At 72.2% G+C, this 19272-nt stretch carries 14 protein-coding genes; all 14 read left to right on the top strand.

Annotation, left to right across the window (positions count from 1 at the left end; genetic code table 11):
• The first annotated feature begins 2 nt into the window (after positions 1-2).
• Positions 3-347, top strand: coding sequence for a DUF4233 domain-containing protein (locus ABD361_RS08910; protein WP_344434319.1), 345 nt, complete (start codon positions 3-5; stop codon positions 345-347).
• Positions 348-436: 89 nt separating this feature from the next.
• Positions 437-850 carry a nucleoside-diphosphate kinase gene (gene ndk, locus ABD361_RS08905; RefSeq protein WP_344434318.1) on the top strand — a complete coding sequence of 138 codons (414 nt, stop codon included), beginning with the start codon at positions 437-439 and terminating at the stop codon, positions 848-850.
• A 293-nt stretch (positions 851-1143) separates the two neighbouring features.
• Complete coding sequence (locus tag ABD361_RS08900) at positions 1144-2163, top strand: rod shape-determining protein (protein WP_004950903.1); 1020 nt, start codon at positions 1144-1146, stop codon at positions 2161-2163.
• 129 nt (positions 2164-2292) lie between these two features.
• Entirely contained in the window at positions 2293-3231 is a 939-nt protein-coding gene (gene mreC / locus ABD361_RS08895; RefSeq protein ID WP_344434317.1) for a rod shape-determining protein MreC, read from the top strand.
• Positions 3232-3235: 4 nt separating this feature from the next.
• On the top strand, positions 3236-3937 hold the full coding sequence (gene mreD / locus ABD361_RS08890) for a rod shape-determining protein MreD (RefSeq protein ID WP_344434316.1): 702 nt from the start codon (positions 3236-3238) through the stop codon (positions 3935-3937).
• Complete coding sequence (gene mrdA / locus ABD361_RS08885; RefSeq protein WP_344434315.1) at positions 3934-6138, top strand: penicillin-binding protein 2; 2205 nt, start codon at positions 3934-3936, stop codon at positions 6136-6138. Before mreD ends, mrdA begins: the two co-directional genes overlap by 4 nt.
• Complete coding sequence (gene rodA / locus ABD361_RS08880) at positions 6135-7334, top strand: rod shape-determining protein RodA (protein ID WP_344434314.1); 1200 nt, start codon at positions 6135-6137, stop codon at positions 7332-7334. The genes mrdA and rodA overlap by 4 nt, the downstream gene beginning before the upstream one ends.
• A 39-nt stretch (positions 7335-7373) precedes the next feature.
• Entirely contained in the window at positions 7374-8879 is a 1506-nt protein-coding gene (locus tag ABD361_RS08875; protein WP_344434313.1) for a CYTH and CHAD domain-containing protein, read from the top strand.
• Between the two features lie 280 nt (positions 8880-9159).
• A complete protein-coding gene (locus tag ABD361_RS08870) occupies positions 9160-11085 on the top strand; it encodes a TIGR03960 family B12-binding radical SAM protein (RefSeq protein ID WP_344434312.1) in 1926 nt (641 codons plus the stop codon).
• Between the two features lie 138 nt (positions 11086-11223).
• The gene (locus ABD361_RS08865; protein ID WP_344434593.1) at positions 11224-11979 is read left to right on the top strand and encodes a TIGR03936 family radical SAM-associated protein; all 756 of its coding nucleotides are present in this window, start codon (positions 11224-11226) and stop codon (positions 11977-11979) included.
• A gap of 245 nt (positions 11980-12224) precedes the next feature.
• The gene (locus tag ABD361_RS08860) at positions 12225-16799 is read left to right on the top strand and encodes an Rne/Rng family ribonuclease (protein ID WP_344434311.1); all 4575 of its coding nucleotides are present in this window, start codon (positions 12225-12227) and stop codon (positions 16797-16799) included.
• 254 nt (positions 16800-17053) lie between these two features.
• On the top strand, positions 17054-17374 hold the full coding sequence (gene rplU, locus ABD361_RS08855) for a 50S ribosomal protein L21 (RefSeq protein WP_344434309.1): 321 nt from the start codon (positions 17054-17056) through the stop codon (positions 17372-17374).
• A gap of 14 nt (positions 17375-17388) precedes the next feature.
• Positions 17389-17643, top strand: coding sequence for a 50S ribosomal protein L27 (gene rpmA / locus ABD361_RS08850; protein ID WP_344434308.1), 255 nt, complete (start codon positions 17389-17391; stop codon positions 17641-17643).
• A 137-nt stretch (positions 17644-17780) separates the two neighbouring features.
• Positions 17781-19220, top strand: coding sequence for a GTPase ObgE (obgE, locus tag ABD361_RS08845; RefSeq protein ID WP_344434307.1), 1440 nt, complete (start codon positions 17781-17783; stop codon positions 19218-19220).
• Positions 19221-19272: the final 52 nt, after the last annotated feature.

Here is a 19272-nt window from a genome sequence, read left to right as displayed (position 1 = left end):
CGATGCGGACGCTGTGCGCGAGCACCCTGATCGGTGAATTCTTCGTCATCGGCTTCGCGGGCCTGGTGGCCATGCAGACCTCCGACCTGTCCACGGGCACGGTCTGGGCCGTCAGCGGCACGGCCATGGTGCTCAGCGTGCTGCTGTGCGGCATGCTCACCCGGCCCGGCGGCGTGGCCCTGGGCTGGGCGCTGCAGCTGGGGCTGATCGCGAGCGGTCTGGTCGTGCCGATGATGTTCATCCTCGGCGCGGTCTTCGCCGGCCTGTGGTGGACCTCGGTCCACTTCGGCCGCAAGGTCGACGAGGCCAAGGCCCGCTTCGCGGCCGCCCAGGCGGAGGCGCAGTAGCCGGATTGTCGGTGCGGCGCACCCTGCCTGTACCCTTCCGCCCAACCGGGCACGATCACCTTTACGAGTCCCCTCCAAGGAGCCGCAGCATGAGCCAGCGCACCCTCGTCCTCCTCAAGCCGGACGCGGTCCGCCGCGGGCTGATCGGCGAGATCATCGCCCGTATCGAGCGCAAGGCCGGCTGGACGATCTCCGCGCTGGAGCTGCGCACGCTGGACCGCGGCACCCTTGAGCAGCACTACGCCGAGCACGTGGGCCGCGACTTCTACGAGCCGCTGATGGGCTTCATGTCCTCCGGCCCCGTCGTCGCCCTGGTCGTCGAGGGCGAGCGCGTGATCGAGGGCGTGCGGGCGCTGGCCGGCCCGACCGACCCGATCTCGGCCGCTCCCGGCTCCATCAGGGGTGACTTCGGCACCATCACGCGCGAGAACCTCATCCATGCCTCGGACTCCGAGGGCTCCGCGGAGCGGGAAATCAAGATTTTCTTTCCCGGCCTCTCCTGAAACCGGCGGATACGGCGGATACGAACGCCCATTCTGATCAGGGGCGACCGATTTCCTTTCGGTCGCCCCCCGGCATATGCGCGCCGAACGAGGGAACCTCTCACTCCGACACGACGTCACCATTACTGGGGCCGGCTCGTGTTCCGCCGACAATGGCGGAGGAACCCTCGCGCCGCGTCCGACCGGTCGAGACTACGATGAAGCCTCCGCGCCCGCAGCGCACCACACCTGCCGACCTCGAGTAAGCGATCGCTCAAACTGGGAAGGCCAGACGCATCCTCATGGGGAACAACATGTCGTTCATCGGCCGTGACATGGCTGTCGACCTCGGGACCGCCAACACGCTGGTGTACGTCAGAGGCCGGGGGATCGTTCTCAACGAACCGTCAGTCGTCGCGATCAATACGAACACCGGTGGCATCCTGGCGGTCGGTGCCGAGGCCAAGAAGATGATCGGCCGGACCCCCGGCAACATCGTCGCGGTGCGCCCGCTCAAGGACGGTGTGATCGCCGACTTCGAGATCACCGAGCGCATGCTGCGCTACTTCATCCTGAAAATCCACAAGCGCCGCTGGATGGCCCGTCCGCGTGTCGTGGTGTGCGTGCCCTCCGGCATCACCGGCGTCGAGCGCCGCGCCGTGATCGAGGCCTCCACCCAGGCCGGTGCGCGTCAGGTGCACATCATCGAGGAGCCCATGGCGGCGGCCATCGGCTCCGGCCTGCCCGTCCACGAGGCCACCGGCAACATGGTCGTCGACATCGGCGGCGGCACCACCGAGGTGGCCGTGATCTCCCTGGGCGGCATCGTCACCGCGCAGTCCATCCGGGTCGCCGGCGACGAGCTGGACAACGCGATCATCCAGCACATCAAGAAGGAGTACAGCCTCCTGCTGGGCGAGCGCACCGCCGAACAGATCAAGATCACCATCGGCTCCGCCTACGACCTGGAGCAGGACGAGCACACCGAGATCCGCGGCCGCGACCTCGTCAGCGGGCTGCCCAAGACCGTGGTCATCTCCGCCGCGGAGGTCCGCAAGGCCATCGAGGAGCCGGTCAACTCCATCGTCGACGCCGTCAAGACCACCCTCGACAAGTGCCCGCCCGAGCTGTCGGGTGACGTGATGGACCGCGGCATCGTTCTCACCGGAGGCGGCGCCCTGCTGCGCGGCCTGGACGAGCGGCTGCGCCGGGAGACCGGCATGCCCATCCACATCGCCGAGGACCCGCTGGACTCCGTCGCCCTCGGCTCGGGCAAGTGCGTGGAGGAGTTCGAGGCCCTGCAGCAGGTGCTCGACGCCCAGCCGCGCCGCTAGCGGTCGGGCGGCCACCGACGGCGGCAATCCCCTTGCCGCCGAAACAAACTGATATACAGGCAGAACGCTCCCTAATGACCGTCCGGACCCGCAGCCGGGCGGTCCGACGAGAAGGGCACGCCGCCGCACGTGAGGGACACACGAGAGAGCCGGCTGCTGCTGGTGTTGCTGATCGCGATCGCCTTCGCGCTGATCACGGTCGACATCCGCGGTGGTGAACAGTCCCCGCTCGACGGTGTCCGCCACGCCGCCGCCTCCGCCTTCGGCCCCGTGGAGAAGGGCGTGGCGGCGGCGGTGGACCCGGTCGGCGACGCCGTCGCCGCCGTCCGCGACTCCGGCGACCGCAGCAGCCGCATCGCCGAACTCGAACGGGAGAACACCGCCCTCAAGCAGCGCCTCGGCAGCGACGACCGCAACCGCGGCCGCACGCGCGAGCTCGACGCCCTGCTGAAGACCGCCGGCCGCGGCCAGTACGGGATCAAGGGCGCCCAGGTCATCGCCATAGGAGCGGCCCAGGGCTTCTCCTGGACCGTCACCATCGACATCGGCAGCGACGACGGCGTCCGCCGCGACATGACCGTCATCAACGGCGACGGCCTCGTCGGCCGCGTCACCACCGTCGCCCCGGGCACCTCCACCGTCCTGCTGGCCAGCGATCCCAAGTTCACCGTCGGCACCCGCATGGAGAAGACCGGTGAACTCGGCTTCGCCGGCGGCCAGGGCGACAGCGCCCTGCGCGTGGAACTGCTCAACGGCAAGGCCGCCGTCCACAAGGGCGACCGCCTGGTCACCTTCGGCTCCAGCAAGGACAAGCCCTTCGTGCCCGGCGTCCCCGTCGGCGAGGTGGTGCGCGTCGAGCCCTCCGCCGGTGGCCTGACCCGCACCCTGCAGGTGCGTCCCTTCGTCGGCTTCAGCAAGCTCGACATCGTCGGCGTCGTCGTCGAGGCCCCTCGTGACGATCCGCGCGACACCGTCCTGCCGCCCAAGCCGGAGGCGCCCAAGCCGGCCCCCACCGTGACCGTCACCGTCACCGTCACCCCCAGCCCGAGCGCCAAGCCCCAGGACTGACGACATGCGCCTGAACCGGATCCTGCTCTCGACCGTGCTCGTCGTGGTGGCCCTGGTCCTCCAGGTGAGCGTCTTCGCCCGGCTCCACCTGCCCGGCGCCGTCCCGGACCTGATGCTCCTGGTGGTCGTCGGCCTCGGCCTGGTCTACGGCCACACCGCCGGCTGCCTCATCGGCTTCGGCGCCGGCCTGCTCGCCGACCTCGCCCCGCCCGCCGACCACGCCACCGGCCGCTACGCGCTCGTCCTGTGCGTCATCGGCTACCTCGTGGGCCTGGCCAAGCCCGAGACCGGCCGGGTGCGCTCGGCCACCGTGCCCATGGTCGCCGTGGTGGGCGCGGCCGTGCTCTCCACGCTGCTGTACGCGGGCGTGGGCTCGCTGGTCGGCGACACCGCGGCCCGGCACGTGGGGCTGAGCGGGCTGGTGCTCACCGCCGCCGCGTACGACCTGCTGCTGGCGCCGTTCACCGTCCCGCTGGTCATGGCGCTGGCCCGGCAGACCGCCGGGGACCCGCTCACCGGCGACGGCACGCCCGTGGCGGCCGCGAGCGAGAACACCTACCGGCCCCGCTCCGCCGGCACCTTCCGCATCGGCCGCACCCGCCGCTCCCGGCTCGGCGGCCGCCGCGGCCTGATGGGCACGCAGCGCAGCGGGCTGCTCGCTGGACAGGGGAGGAAGCAGAAGATCAAGGGGGTGCGGCGGCTTTGAGGAACCTTCGCGAAGCGGGCCGGAGGGTGACGATCCGGCTGGTTGTCATCCAGGTCCTGGTCTTCTCGCTCCTGCTCACCCTCGCCGGCCGGCTGTGGTACCTGCAGATCCGCAACGGCGACCAGTACACCGCCGAGGCGGCCAGCAACCACATCCAGCAGGTCGTCGCCCCCGCCACCCGCGGCTCGATCCTCGACGCCCGCGGCGTGCCGCTCGCCGACAACGAGACCCGCCTGGTGGTCTCGGCCAACCGCACCGACCTGATGCGGATGAAGGACAAGGGCAGGGGCGTGCTCACCCGCCTCGCCGGCGTGCTCGGCCTCAAGCCCGAGGACGTCGCCGCCAAGGTGCGGCTGTGCGACGCGAAGACCCCCAAGCCCTGCTGGGCCGGCTCGCCCTACCAGCCGATCCCCATCACCGACGAGGCCACCACCCAGCAGGCGCTGCAGATCCGCGAGCGCCAGGAGGACTTCCCCGGCATCACCGCCGAGCCCACCGCCGTACGCCGCTACCCCGGGCCCGGCGGCTCCAACACCGCACAGGTCCTCGGCTACCTCTCGCCCGTGACGGACGAGGAGATCACCAAGGCCAAGAAGAGCCGCTCCCCGCTGCTGCGCTCCGACCAGGTCGGCCGCAGCGGCCTGGAGCGGCAGTACGACACGGCGCTGCGCGGCAAGGCCGGCGTGACCCGCTACGAGGTCGACAACCTCGGCCGCGTCATCGGCAAGGCCAGGAGCGACAAGGCCCAGCCCGGCTCCAACATCGTCACCAGCATCGATGCCCGGGTGCAGGCCATAGCGGAACGCGAGCTCGACCAGGCGATGAAGGACGCCCGCAAGGAGGTCGACCGCAACACCGGCACCACCTACAAGGCCGATGCCGGAGCCGTGGTGGTGATGGAGTCGAAGACCGGGCGCGTCGTCGCCATGGCCTCCAACCCCACCTACGACCCCAACGCCTGGGTCGGCGGCATCTCCGCCAAGGACTACAAGGCCCTCACCGGCGAGGACTCCGGCTTCCCGCTGCTCAACCGCGCCATCCAGGGCCAGGCCGCCCCCGGCTCCATCTTCAAGGTCATCAGCACCACGGCCGCCGTCAACGCCGGCTACTCCTTCACCGACCACTACAACTGCTCCAGCTCGTACAGCATCGGCAGCCAGGTCTTCAAGAACTTCGAGTCCAAGGGCTACGGCCCCATCGACCTCGGCCAGGCGCTGGAGGTCTCCTGCGACACCGTCTTCTACGACCTGGCCTACCGCCAGTGGCAGAAGGACGGCGGCAACAATCCCAAGCACCCGGCGGACTGGTTCTACAAGACCGCCCACCAGTTCGGCCTCGGCAAGGAGACCGGCATCGACCTGCCCAACGAGGTGCGCGGCCGCGTCCCCGACCGGGAGTGGAAGAAGCGCTACTGGGAGGCCAACAAGGACACCTGGTGCAAGCAGGGCAACGACGAGAGCTACGCCGGGAAGATCGCCCAGGAGAACTGCGTCTCCGGCATGCGCATGCGCGCCGGTGACTCCGTCAACTACTCCATCGGCCAGGGCGACACCCTCGTCACCCCCATCCAGATGGCCACCATCTACGCGGCCATCGCCAACGGCGGCACCCTGTACAACCCCACCATCGGCAAGGCGGTCATCAGCCCCGACGGCAGGAGCGTGAAGGAGATCCCGCCCACCGCCCACGGGAAGCTGCCCTTCGACGGCAGGCTGCGCGACCAGCTCGACGCCGCGCTCGCCGGCGTCGCCACCCGCGGCACCGCGGCCTGGCGGTTCGAGGGCTGGCCGCAGAAGCAGATCGCCATGCACGCCAAGACGGGTACCGCCGAGGTCTACGGCAAGCAGACCACCTCGTGGTTCGCCACCTACACCGACGACTACACGGTCGTGATGACGATCTCCCAGGGCGGCACCGGCTCCGGCGCCTCCGGCCCGGCCGTGCGCAAGATCTACAACGCGCTGTACGGCGTCGACGACCAGGGCAAGATCGACGAGAAGAAGGCCCTGCTGCCGCACCCGGAGACCAAGCTGCCGAAGATCGACAAGGACGGCACCATCGAGGCCCAGCCCATGCCCTCGCCCAGCCCGTCCGCCTCCGACTCCGCCTCGCCCTCGGCCTCCCCGTCCGACGGCGCGCCGTCCGACCCGGCGGAGCCCTCGCCCGAGGCCCCCGGCCGCAGGGAGGACACCCTCCGATGAGCACCACCGAGGGCTACCGCGTCCGCCGCTTCAGCCCCGAGCGCGGCACCTGGTCCCGGCTGACCGCGCGCGACTCCGTCGTACGCCGCCTGGACTGGGTGATGCTGCTCGCCGCCCTGGCGCTGTCCGGCATCGGCACCCTGCTCGTGTACTCCGCCACCCGCAACCGCACCGAGCTCAATCAGGGCGACCCGTACTACTTCCTGCTGCGCAACGTCCTCAACACCGGCATAGGGCTCGCCCTCGCCGTCGGCGCGGTCTGGCTCGGCCACCGCTCGCTGCGCGGCGCCGTGCCGATCCTCTACGGCGTCTCGGTGCTGTTCACCCTGGCCGTCCTGACCCCGCTCGGCGCCACCATCAACGGCGCCCGCTCCTGGATCCAGCTCGGCGGGGGCTTCTCCATCCAGCCCTCCGAATTCACCAAGATCACCATCACGCTGGGCATGGCCATGCTGCTCGCCGGCAAGGTCGATGGCGGCGAACGCCGCCACCCCGACCACCGCACCGTCGTCCAGGCCCTGGGCCTCGCCGGCCTGCCCATCGCCGTCATCCTGCTCATGCCCGACCTCGGCTCCGTCATGGTGCTCGTGGTCATCGTCCTGGCCGTGCTGCTCGCCTCCGGCGCCTCCAACCGCTGGATCGCAGGGCTCCTGGGCGCCGGCGTCATCGGCTGCGTCCTCGTCTGGCAGCTCGGCGTCCTCGACGAGTACCAGATCAACCGCTTCGCCGCCTTCGCCAACCCCGCCCTCGACCCCTCCGGCGTCGGCTACAACACCAACCAGGCCCGCATCGCCATCGGCTCCGGCGGCCTGACGGGCTCCGGCCTCTTCCACGGCTCCCAGACCACCGGCCAGTTCGTCCCCGAACAGCAGACCGACTTCATCTTCACCGTCGCCGGCGAGGAACTCGGCTTCCTCGGCGCCGGCACCATCATCTTCCTGCTCGGCGTCGTCCTCTGGCGCGCCTGCCGGATCGCCCGTGAGACCACCGAGCTCTACGGCACCATCGTGGCCGCCGGAATCATCGCCTGGTTCGCCTTCCAGAGCTTCGAGAACATCGGCATGACCCTCGGGATCATGCCCGTCACCGGCCTGCCCCTGCCCTTCGTCTCCTACGGCGGCTCCTCCATGTTCGCCGCGTGGATAGCTGTCGGCCTCCTGCAGTCCATCAAGGCGCAACGACCGGTGTCCGCCTGAGGCTGCCCACGACGGCGTTCGCGCACTAGATTCGGCGTCATGGCGGACACCGTGCGAGAGATCGAGCGGAAGTACGAAGCCGAGAACGACAGTGGCAGGGCCCACCTGCCCGACCTCAGCGGCGCCGGGCCCGTCGCCGCCGTCACCCACCAGGAGACGGTCGAGCTCGACGCCGTCTACTACGACACCGCCGACCTGCGCCTGGCCGCGGCCGGCATCACCCTGCGCCGCCGCAGCGGCGGCACCGACGCGGGCTGGCACCTGAAACTGCCCGTCGCCCCCGGGGTACGGGACGAGATCCGCGTCCCCCTCGGCGAGCGCGTCCCGCCCCGGCTGGCGGGGCTCGTCCGCTCCCGTACGCGCGAGGAGGCGCTGCTGCCCCTCGTACGGATCGTCACGCGCCGCGCGGTCCAGCACCTCCTCGCCGCCGACGGCACGCTGCTGGCCGAGGCCAGTACGGATGCGGTCACCGCCGAGCGGCCGGACGGCGACCGGGGGCCCCTGCAATGGACCGAGGCCGAGGTCGAACTCGCCCCGGGCGGCGACCCCGCCCTCCTCGACACCCTCGAACCCCACCTGCGCAAAGCCGGACTGCGGCCCTCCCCGGCCCCCAGCAAACTCGCCCGCGCCCTGGACGGACTGGGCCTTGCCCACCCGGCCCCGCAGCCCCCCGCCGAGCCGGCCACGGCCGGCGAACACATACTCGCCTACCTGCGCGAACACGCCGAAACCGTCGTCGCCCTCGACCCGGGCGCACGGCTGGGCACCGAGGACGCCGTCCACCAGATGCGGGTGGCCACCCGGCGGCTGCGCAGCGCCCTGCGCACCTACGGCAAGATCCTCGACCGGCGCGCGACCGACCCGATCGGCGAGGAACTCAAATGGCTCGCCGCGCAACTCGGCGTCGACCGCGACCGCGAAGTACTCGTGGAACGCCTGCGCGAAGCACTGGAGGACGTGCCGCGACCGCTGGTGCGCGGGCCGGTACGGGCCCGGCTGCGCATCTGGGCCACCCGCAATCGGGCCGAAACGCGGCGGCAAGTGACCGCCGTACTGGACGGCAAGCGCTACCTCGCCCTGCTCGAAGCGCTCGACGCCCTCCTCGCCGACCCACCCCTGCGGCCCGCCGCGGGGCGCCCCGCGGAACCGGTGCTCACCAAGGCCCTCCGGCGCGACCACGCGCGCCTGGCGGCACGCGTGGAGCACGCCCTGGCCACGGAACCGGGCCGGGCCCGGGACCTCGCCCTGCACGAGGCCCGCAAGGCCGCCAAACGCGCCCGCTACGCGGCGGAGGCCGCGACCCCGGCGCTGGGCAAGCCGGCGAAGCGCTTCGCGCGGGACGTGAAGGCGGTGCAGACGGTGCTGGGCGACCACCAGGACAGCGTCCTGACCCGCACGGCCCTGCAGACGATCGCCGCCCAGGCGGCGGTGGCGGGAGAGGCGACGTTCACGTACGGGCTGCTGTACGGCAGGGAGGAGCACCGGGCGGCGGAGGACGAACGGGAGCTGGCGGGCGCCTGGGCCCAGGTGCGTCCCCTGCCGTGACGGGGGCGCGCCTGCGGCGAGCCGAGCCCCGGCCCCGCCCTTTCACCGTTTCCTAGCGGGGCTGCGCCCCCTAGCACCCCCGGGACCGGGCTCCGCCCGGTGTCCTCAAACGCCGGACGGGCTGAAATCAGCCCGTCCGGCGTTTGAGGACCGGGGGTCCGGGGGCGGAGCCCCCGGGAAACGGTGAAAGGGCGGGGCCGGGGAAAGATCACCGCGCAGGCACCGCAGGCGGGCACGTTACTCTTGAGGGTCACCCCTGTCAGCTCACGAAGGTCCAGCGATGTCTGTCGAGTCGGTTTTCCCGCAGCTCGAAGCCCTGCTCCCGCATGTGCAGAAGCCGATCCAGTACGTAGGCGGCGAGCTCAACTCCACCGTCAAGCCGTGGGACGAGTGCGACGTCCGCTGGGCCCTGATGTACCCGGACGCGTACGAGGTCGGTCTGCCCAACCAGGGCGTCATGATCCTCTACGAGGTCCTCAACGAGCAGCAGGGCGTGCTCGCCGAGCGCACCTACAGCGTGTGGCCGGACCTGGAAGCGCTGATGCGCGAGCACGACGTGCCGCAGTTCACGGTGGACTCGCACCGTCCCGTCGGCGCGTTCGACGTGTTCGGCCTGAGCTTCTCCACCGAGCTGGGCTACACCAACATGCTCACGGCGCTGGAGCTCGGCGGCATTCCGCTGGAGGCCAAGGACCGCACGATCGACCACCCGGTGGTCGTGGCCGGCGGGCACGCCGCGTTCAACCCCGAGCCGATCGCGGACTTCATCGACTGCGCCGTCATCGGTGACGGCGAGCAGGCCGTCCTGGAGATCACGAAGATCATCCGGGAGTGGAAGGCCGAGGGCCGTCCCGGCGGCCGCGACGAGCTGCTGCTGCGCCTGGCGAAGACCGGCGGCGTGTACGTGCCGCGCTTCTACGACGTGGAGTACCTGGCCGACGGCCGCATCGGGCGCGTCGTGCCCAACCGCTCCGGCGTGCCGTGGCGCGTGTCCAAGCACACCGTGATGGACCTCGACGAGTGGCCGTACCCGAAGCAGCCGCTGGTGCCGCTGGCCGAGACCGTGCACGAGCGGATGTCCGTGGAGATCTTCCGCGGCTGCACCCGTGGCTGCCGCTTCTGCCAGGCCGGCATGATCACCCGCCCGGTGCGCGAGCGCAGCATCACCGGCATCGGCGAGATGGTGGAGAAGGGCCTGAAGGCCACCGGCTTCGAGGAGGTCGGCCTGCTGTCGCTGTCCTCGGCCGACCACACCGAGATCGGTGAGGTCGCCAAGGGCCTGGCCGACCGGTACGAGGAGGACAAGATCGGTCTCTCCCTGCCGTCGACCCGCGTGGACGCCTTCAACGTCGACCTCGCCAACGAGCTCACGCGCAACGGCCGCCGTTCCGGCCTGACCTTCGCCCCCGAGGGCGGCTCCGAGCGCATGCGCAAGGTCATCAACAAGATGGTCTCGGAGGAGGACCTGATCCGCACCGTCGCCACCGCGTACGGCAACGGCTGGCGTCAGGTGAAGCTGTACTTCATGTGCGGCCTGCCCACCGAGACCGACGAGGACGTGCTGCAGATCGCGGACATGGCGATGAACGTGATCGCCAAGGGCCGCGAGGTCTCCAAGTCCAACGACATCCGCTGCACCGTCTCCATCGGCGGCTTCGTGCCCAAGCCGCACACGCCGTTCCAGTGGGCGCCGCAGCTGTCCGCCGAGGAGACCGACGCGCGGCTGGAGAAGCTGCGCGACAAGATCCGCGGCGACAAGAAGTACGGCCGCTCGATCGGCTTCCGCTACCACGACGGCAAGCCCGGCATCATCGAGGGCCTGCTCTCGCGCGGCGACCGCCGCGTGGGCGCCGTGATCCGCGCCGTCTATGAGGACGGCGGCCGCTTCGACGGCTGGCGCGAGCACTTCAGCTACGACCGCTGGATGAAGTGCGCCGAGGCGACGCTGCCCACCATGGGCGTCGACGTCGACTGGTACACCACGCGCGAGCGCACGTACGAGGAGGTCCTGCCCTGGGACCACCTGGACTCCGGCCTGGACAAGGACTGGCTCTGGGAGGACTGGCAGGACGCCCTCGACGAGACCGAGGTCGAGGACTGCCGCTGGACGCCCTGCTTCGACTGCGGCGTGTGCCCGGCGATGCAGACCGAGATCCAGATCGGCCCGACCGGCAAGAAGCTTCTGCCGCTCTCGGTCGTCAAGTAGCGAATATGTTCGGGCGAGGGTCCTGCCAGGTCGGCGGGGCCCTCGCTGCACGTACTCTAGGTAGCAGTACGACCGCACTCACGAAGGACTAGAACACTGGGCAAGCGACAGCCCGAAGGCCCGCCGCCGGCACCCGTGGTGCAGCGCATCCGCCTGCGCTACACCAAGCGCGGCCGCCTGAGGTTCACCAGCCACCGCGATTTCCAGCGCGCCTTCGAGCGGGCGTTGCGCCGTGCCGAGGTGCCCATGGCCTACTCGGCCGGCTTCACCCCGCACCCCAAGGTGTCGTACGCGAACGCCGCGCCGACCGGTACCGCCAGCGAGGCCGAGTACCTGGAGATCCAGCTCGCCGAGGCCCGCGAGCCGGCGCTGCTGCGCACGCTGCTCGACGACTCGCTGCCCGACGGGCTCGACGTCGTCGACGCCGTGGAGGCGCACACCTCCTCGTTCGCCGACCGGCTGCAGGCCTCCGTGTGGGAGATGCGGCTCGACGGCGTGGACGTCGCGGACGCCGAGCGCGCCGTGGCGGCGTTCCTCGCCGCGGACGCGGTGGAGGTGCAGCGCCGCACCAAGAACGGCATGCGCACCTTCGACGCACGGGGCGCCGTGTGCCGACTCGAGGCGCTCGACGCTCCGGCCGATAGGCCGGGCAACGGTGCCTGTGCGATACTGCGGCTGGTAGTTCGGCATGCGACACCTGCCGTACGACCCGACGACGTCCTGTCCGGTCTCCGCGCTGTGGCCGACCTGGCGCCGCCGGTCCCCGCTGCGGTGACCAGGCTGGCGCAGGGGCTGCTCGATGAGGAGTCCGGCACGGTGACCGATCCGCTCGCGCCCGACCGCGACGCCGCCCCGGCCGCTGCACCCACGGCCGCCGGGCCGGGAGCCGCGTAGCAGGTGCCGGAAGGTTCCCTTTGGGACGGCCGCCGACGCGCCGCCGCGCCACCAGGGAGCCACCCGGTCCGGCAGGCGCACTGACCAGGAGACTTTCGCCGGTGCCGTCGAGATACGGACCCGGCGAGTGAGACGACAGCTCCCGTGCGGCGACCGCGCCCCGGACTGCGGTACCGCGCTCATCACGCGGCGCGGCGGCCGGAGAACGGCGCGGCGCCCGGGAGCGTGACGGGAGAACCGCCCGCATGCTCGATTCCACTGAGCCCATGGGGCCGGAGGGCGCACACAGCGTCGCCGGCAACAACAACGACAACAGCCCCAGCGACACGCTGCCGCCGAGGCGCCGCCGCCGTGCGGCGTCCCGCCCGGCCGGCCCGCCCGCCGGGGCTGCCGCCGAGCCGGTCACCGGTTCGGCCCCCGAGGCCGCCGCCGAGCCGGCCGCCGCCGCGGAGACCCCCGCGCGGCCCCGCCGCCGCGTGACCCGCAAGACCACTGCCGCCGCCGAGGCGCCGGCACAGGCCGAGCCCGCCGAGGCCGTGGCCGAGGCCGCGGCGGCCGCCGCCCGTACGCCGCGCCGCCGGGCCACCCGCAAGGCCGCCGAACCGGCCGCCGAGGCCGCCCCTGCCGAGGCCCCGGAGGCTGCCGAGGCCGCCGCCGAGGCGCCGGCACAGGCCGAGCCGGCCGGGGCCGCCGCCGAGGAGGCGGCGGCCGCCGCCCGTACGCCGCGCCGCCGGGCCACCCGCAAGGCCGCCGCACCGGCTGCCGAGGCCGCCCCTGCCGAGGCCCCGGAGGCTGCCGAGGCCGCCGCCGAGGAGGCACCCGCCGCCCGTACGCCGCGCCGCCGGGCCACCCGCAAGGCCGCCGAGCCGGCCGTGACCGCCGAGGCCGCCCCCGAGCAGCCCGCCGCCCGGACGCGCCGCCGCGCCACGCGCGCCGCCGAGGCTCCCGAGACCACCCCGGAGCTCGCCGAGGCCGCCCTGGAGGGCGCCCCCGAGGAGGCCGCGGAGGCCGCCGCCCCGGCGCGCCGCCGTCGCCGGGTCACCCGCGAGGTGACCGCCCCGGCCGCTCCCGAGGAGACCGTGCCCACCGAGGCCGCCGTCACCGAGGAGCCGGAGGAGACCGAAGAGGCCGAGGAGGCCGCTGAGGAGGCTGTCGTCGAGGCCGTCGAGGCCCCGGCTGCCGCTGCCCCCGCCCGTCGCCGTCGTCGTGCGACGCGTGAGGTGTCCGCGCCGGTGGGTGCCGTGCAGGAGACCGAGACGGTCGTGGCCGCCGCCGAGACTGCCCCCGCGCCGGCCGAGGAGGCCGTCGTCGAGGCCCCGGCTGCCGCTGCCCCTGCCCGTCGCCGTCGTCGTGCGACGCGTGAGGTGTCCGCGCCGGTGGGTGCCGTGCAGGAGACCGAGACCGTCGTGACTGCCGCCGAGCCCGCCGCCGCTCCGGCCGAGGAGGCCGTCGAGACCCCCGCCGCCGCTCCGGCACGTCGCCGTCGCCGCGCGACCCGTGAGGTTGCCGCGCCGGAGGCCGTCGCCGAGGAGCGCGAGGAGGCCGCTGAGGAGGCCGTCGAGGCCCCGGCACGTCGCCGCCGTCGTGCGACCCGTGAGGTCGCCGCTCCTGAGGCTGTTGCCGAGGAGCGCGAGGAGGTTGCTGAGGAGGCCGCCGCTCCCGCCCGCCGTCGTCGTCGTGCGACCCGTGAGGTCGCCGCCCCCGAGGCCGTCGCCGAGGAGCGCGAGGAGGCCGCCGAGGCCGCCGCGCCCGCCGGCCGTACCCGCCGCCGGGCCACCCGCCGCGCCACGGCGCCCGTCGGCGAGCCGCTGGCCGCGCCGGTGCTGGCCGAGGAGAGCGACGCGATCGCCGAGGCCGCCGAGGTCGTCGAGCGCGGTGCGCAGGAGGCGCCCGGACGCCGCCGTGCCGCGAAGCCGCCGACGGCGGTCTTCCAGGCTCCGGTGTTCACCGAGCCGATGTTCCAGACGCCGGAGACCGCTGCTGCCGCCGCTGCCGCGGCCGCTGCCGAGGAGCGGCAGGTCGAGGTGGAGGCCGAGGAGGAGCCGGCCGAGCGTCCGTCGCGCCGCCGCCGGCGGCGCCGCGGCGAGCCCGCCGAGGTTGCCGAGCCGGTCGTGACCGAGGCCGAGGAGGCCGCCGAGGAGGAGGCTGCCGAGGCGGAGGACGAGGAGCGCGAGGAGGGCGAGCGCCCGTCGCGCCGTCGCCGCCGGGGCGGTCGCCGCCGGCGCCGTGGCGAGGCCGCCGACGCCGAGGGTGCCGAGGAGGACGTGACGGCCGAGGAGGCCGCCGCGGAGGAGGAGCCCGAGGCCGGCGAGGAAGAGGGCGAGGAGGCCGAGGAGGGCGTCTCGTCGTCCGCGGGCAGCCGTCGCCGTCGTCGCCGTCGCCGCCGCAGCGGTGAGTCGATCGAGGCCGAGCCGGGTGCGGACGAGCCGGAGCGCACGGTCGTCAAGGTCCGTGAGCCGCGCGCCTCGCGTCTGGAGGGCGGCACCGGTTTCGACGAGGTGCAGTCCATCAAGGGCTCGACCCGCATGGAGGCGAAGAAGCAGCGCCGCCGCGAGGGCCGTGAGCAGGGCCGCCGCCGGGTGCCGATCATCACCGAGGCGGAGTTCCTGGCGCGCCGCGAGGCCGTCGAGCGCGTGATGGTCGTGCGTCAGCAGGGTGACCGCACCCAGATCGGCGTGCTGGAGGACAACGTCCTCGTCGAGCACTTCGTCAACAAGGAGCAGGCCACCAGCTACGTCGGCAACGTCTACCTGGGCAAGGTCCAGAACGTGCTGCCGTCGATGGAGGCCGCCTTCGTCGACATCGGCAAGGGCCGCAACGCCGTCCTGTACGCGGGCGAGGTCAACTTCGAGGCGCTCGGCATGGCCAACGGCCCGCGCCGCATCGAGACCGCGCTGAAGTCCGGCCAGTCCGTGCTCGTCCAGGTCACCAAGGACCCGATCGGCCACAAGGGCGCCCGCCTGACCAGCCAGGTCTCGCTGCCCGGCCGCTACCTGGTCTACGTGCCCGAGGGCTCGATGACCGGCATCAGCCGCAAGCTGCCCGACACCGAGCGGGCGCGGCTGAAGCAGATCCTCAAGAAGATCGTCCCCGAGGACGCGGGCGTCATCGTGCGCACCGCCGCCGAGGGCGCGAGCGAGGACGAGCTGCGCCGTGACGTCGAGCGGCTGCAGGCGCAGTGGGAGGACATCCAGAAGAAGGCCAAGCAGATCTCGACCAGCGTGCCGAGTCTGCTGTACGGCGAGCCGGACATGACCGTCCGGGTCGTGCGCGACATCTTCAACGAGGACTTCTCCAAGGTCATCGTCAGCGGTGACGAGGCGTGGCAGACCATCCACGGCTACGTCTCGCACGTGGCGCCCGACCTGGCCGACCGGCTGCAGAAGTGGACGTCGGAGGTCGACGTCTTCGCCACGTACCGGATCGACGAGCAGCTGGCCAAGGCGCTGGACCGCAAGGTCTGGCTGCCCAGCGGCGGTTCGCTGGTGATCGACCGGACCGAGGCGATGGTCGTCATCGACGTCAACACCGGCAAGTTCACCGGCCAGGGCGGCAACCTGGAGGAGACGGTCACCAGGAACAACCTGGAGGCGGCCGAGGAGATCGTGCGCCAGCTGCGGCTGCGCGACCTCGGCGGCATCATCGTGATCGACTTCATCGACATGGTGCTGGAGTCCAACCGGGACCTGGTGCTGCGGCGCCTGCTGGAGTGCCTGGGCCGGGACCGTACGAAGCACCAGGTCGCCGAGGTGACCTCGCTGGGTCTGGTCCAGATGACCCGCAAGCGGGTGGGCCAGGGGCTGCTGGAGTCCTTCTCCGAGCAGTGCGTGCACTGCAACGGCCGCGGTGTGATCGTCCACATGGACCACGCCATGACCGTCGGCACCGGCGGCGGTGGCGGTGGCAAGCGCGGCCGCAAGAAGGGCAAGGCGGCGGCCGTCGAGGCCGCTCCCGCGCCCCTCGCCGAGGCGCCGGTCGCCGAGGCCGAGGCCCCCGAGGCCGTGGAGCTGGAGCCGGTCGCGGTGACCGAGGCCGACCTTCAGCCGGCGGTCGGGGCGGACGAGGAGTGGTTCGGCAGCCCCGCCGAGGCCGAGGCGGCCGCGCGCCGCGGTGGCCGTACGCGTCGCCGGGCGACCCGCAAGGTGTCGGCCCCGGCCGGTGCGCCGAAGGCCGCCGAGCCGGCGGAGGTTGTCGTTCCGGCAGCGGAGCCGCAGGCGGCTCCCGAGCCGGTGGCCGAGCCCGTCGAGGCCGTCGAGCCCGTCCGGCCCGTCGAGCCCGTGGAGGCGCCGGCCGCCGAGGCCGCCGCTCCCGCGCGGCCGCGGCGCCGGGCGACCCGTCGGGCGTCCGCTCCGGCGGGCGCGCCGAAGGCGGCCGAGGAGGTCGTGGTCGTGGTGGCCGCACCGGCTGCCGAGGCCGCTGCGGAGCCCGTGGTGATGGCCGAGGCGGACGTCGAGGTGATGACCGCCGAGGCCGCCGAGGCTCCGGAGGCACCTGAGGCCCCCGAGGCTGCTGCGGAGGCCGTGGAGGCCCCCGAGGCCGCCGAGGAGCCCGAGGGCGCCGTGGAGGAGGCCCCCGCCAAGAAGACGGCCCGTAAGACGGCCGCCAAGAAGGCGACGGCCAAGAAGACCGCGGCGAAGAAGACCACCACGGCCAAGAAGGCGGCGGCCAAGAAGACGACCACCGCCAAGGCGACCACCGCCAAGAAGGCGACGGCCAAGAAGGCGGCCACCAAGACCGCCAAGAAGGCCCCTGCCAAGAAGACGGCGACCAAGAAGGCCGCCGCCGAAGCCGTGGCCGCCGAGTCCTCCACGGAGGGCTGACGGCCGCGGGCCCCTGTGCCGCAGGTCCTTCGATTCGGAGGACCTGCGGTACGGGGGCCCGGTTTGACCCCCTGGTCAAGGCCCCGTAACCTTGACCGTCGGTGTCCGTGCGTCCCGTGCGGCACCGAACCCCTGAGCAAACACCTCCCGGCGCTCGTCGGGGGAGGCCGCTCGTCCTTTCGGACCGTCACGGTGCTTCGGCCCGTGCGAGCGGCTGGCGTCAGAGGTCCGTTCCTAGCGAGAGAGAGTTCCGCGTGTACGCGATCGTGCGCACCGGCGGCCGCCAGCAGAAGGTTGCTGTCGGCGACGTCATCGAGGTTGACCGTATTTCCACCAGCAAGGTCGGCGACACCGTCGAGCTCTCCACGCTGCTGGTCGTCGACGGTGACTCCGTCACCAGCGACCCCTGGGTCCTGGCCGGCGTGAAGGTCCAGGCCGAGGTTGTCGACCACCACAAGGGCGACAAGATCCGGATCCAGAAGTACAAGAACAAGACGGGCTACCGGAAGCGGATCGGCCACCGTCAGCTGCACACCGCGCTGAAGATCACCGGCATCGACGCCCCGGCGAAGTAAGGGACTGAGAACACATGGCACACAAGAAGGGCGCATCGTCCACTCGGAACGGTCGCGACTCCAACGCTCAGCGGCTCGGCGTGAAGCGCTTCGGCGGTCAGGTCGTCCTCGCCGGTGAGATCCTGGTCCGCCAGCGCGGCACCCACTTCCACCCGGGCGCCGGCGTCGGTCGCGGTGGCGACGACACGCTGTTCGCGCTGCAGGCCGGTGCGGTGCAGTTCGGCACCCACCGTGGCCGCAAGGTCGTCAACGTCGTTCCGGTCGCCTGATCATCTGATCAAGGCTCCGTAGAGCGACAGTAGAACGACAGTTCGAGGGCGGACCTCCCTTCCCGGCTCGGGAAGCGGGTCCGCCCTCGCTGCGTTACACCAAAGACAATCCCGTAAGTATCTGGAGGCACACCGCTATGACCACCTTCGTGGACCGCGTCGAGCTGCATGTCGCCGCGGGTAACGGAGGCCACGGCTGCGCCTCCGTCCACCGCGAGAAGTTCAAGCCGCTCGGCGGCCCCGACGGGGGCAACGGCGGTCGTGGCGGTGACGTGACCCTGGTCGTCGACCAGTCGGTCACCACCCTCCTGGACTACCACCACAGCCCGCACCGCAAGGCCACCAACGGCAAGCCCGGCGAGGGCGGCAACCGCTCCGGCAAGGACGGCACCGACCTGGTGCTGCCCGTCCCGGACGGCACCGTCGTCCTCGACAAGCGCGGCAACGTCCTCGCCGACCTCGTCGGCCAGGGCACCACCTACATCGCCGCCCAGGGCGGCCGCGGCGGCCTCGGCAACGCGGCGCTGGCCTCCGCCCGCCGCAAGGCCCCCGGCTTCGCGCTGCTGGGCGAGCCGGGCGACGCCCAGGACATCGTCCTGGAGCTCAAGACCGTCGCCGACGTGGCGCTGGTCGGCTACCCGAGCGCCGGCAAGTCCTCGCTGATCTCGGTGCTCTCCGCCGCCAAGCCGAAGATCGCGGACTACCCCTTCACCACCCTCGTGCCGAACCTCGGTGTGGTCACGGCCGGCTCGACCGTCTACACCATCGCCGACGTCCCCGGCCTGATCCCCGGCGCCAGCCAGGGCAAGGGCCTGGGCCTGGAGTTCCTGCGGCACGTCGAGCGCTGCTCGGTGCTGGTGCACGTCCTCGACACCGCGACGCTGGAGTCGGAGCGCGACCCGCTGACCGACCTCGACGTCATCGAGGCCGAGCTCAAGGAGTACGGCGGCCTGGAGGACCGGCCCCGCATCGTCGTCCTGAACAAGGTCGACATCCCCGACGGCAAGGACCTCGCCGACATCATCCGCCCTGAGCTGCAGGCCCGCGGCTACCGCATCTTCGAGGTCTCCGCCGTCTCCCGCGTCGGCCTGAAGGAGCTGTCCTTCGCCCTGGCCGAGATCGTGGCCGAGGCCCGCGCCGCCAAGCCCAAGGAGGAGGCGACGCGCATCGTCATCCGGCCGAAGGCCGTCGACGACGCCGGCTTCACCGTCACCCTGGAGGACGACGGCATCTACCGCGTGCGCGGCGAGAAGCCGGAGCGCTGGGTGCGCCAGACCGACTTCAACAACGACGAGGCCGTGGGCTACCTCGCCGACCGCCTCAACCGCCTCGGTGTCGAGGAGGAGTTGATGAAGGCCGGTGCCCGGGCGGGCGACGGCGTGGCGATCGGCTCCGAGGACGACGCGGTCGTCTTCGACTGGGAGCCGTCGATGTCCGCCGGTGCGGAGATGCTGGGCCGCCGCGGTGAGGACCACCGCTTCGAGGCGCCGCGTCCCGCCGCCCAGCGCCGCCGCGAGCGCGAGGCGGAGCGCGACGAGGCCCAGAACGAGTACGAGGGCTTCAACCCGTTCGGGTGAGCGACCCCTCGGGGACGAACGCCGTCGGCCGGGCCGCGCACGTGCGCGGCCC

Source organism: Streptomyces luteosporeus (assembly GCF_039532865.1).
In the GTDB taxonomy this organism is placed as follows: Bacteria; Actinomycetota; Actinomycetes; order Streptomycetales; family Streptomycetaceae; genus Streptomyces; species Streptomyces luteosporeus.
The sequence above is the reverse complement of the archived record's forward strand: the minus strand, read 5'-3'. Positions and strand labels throughout refer to the sequence as shown.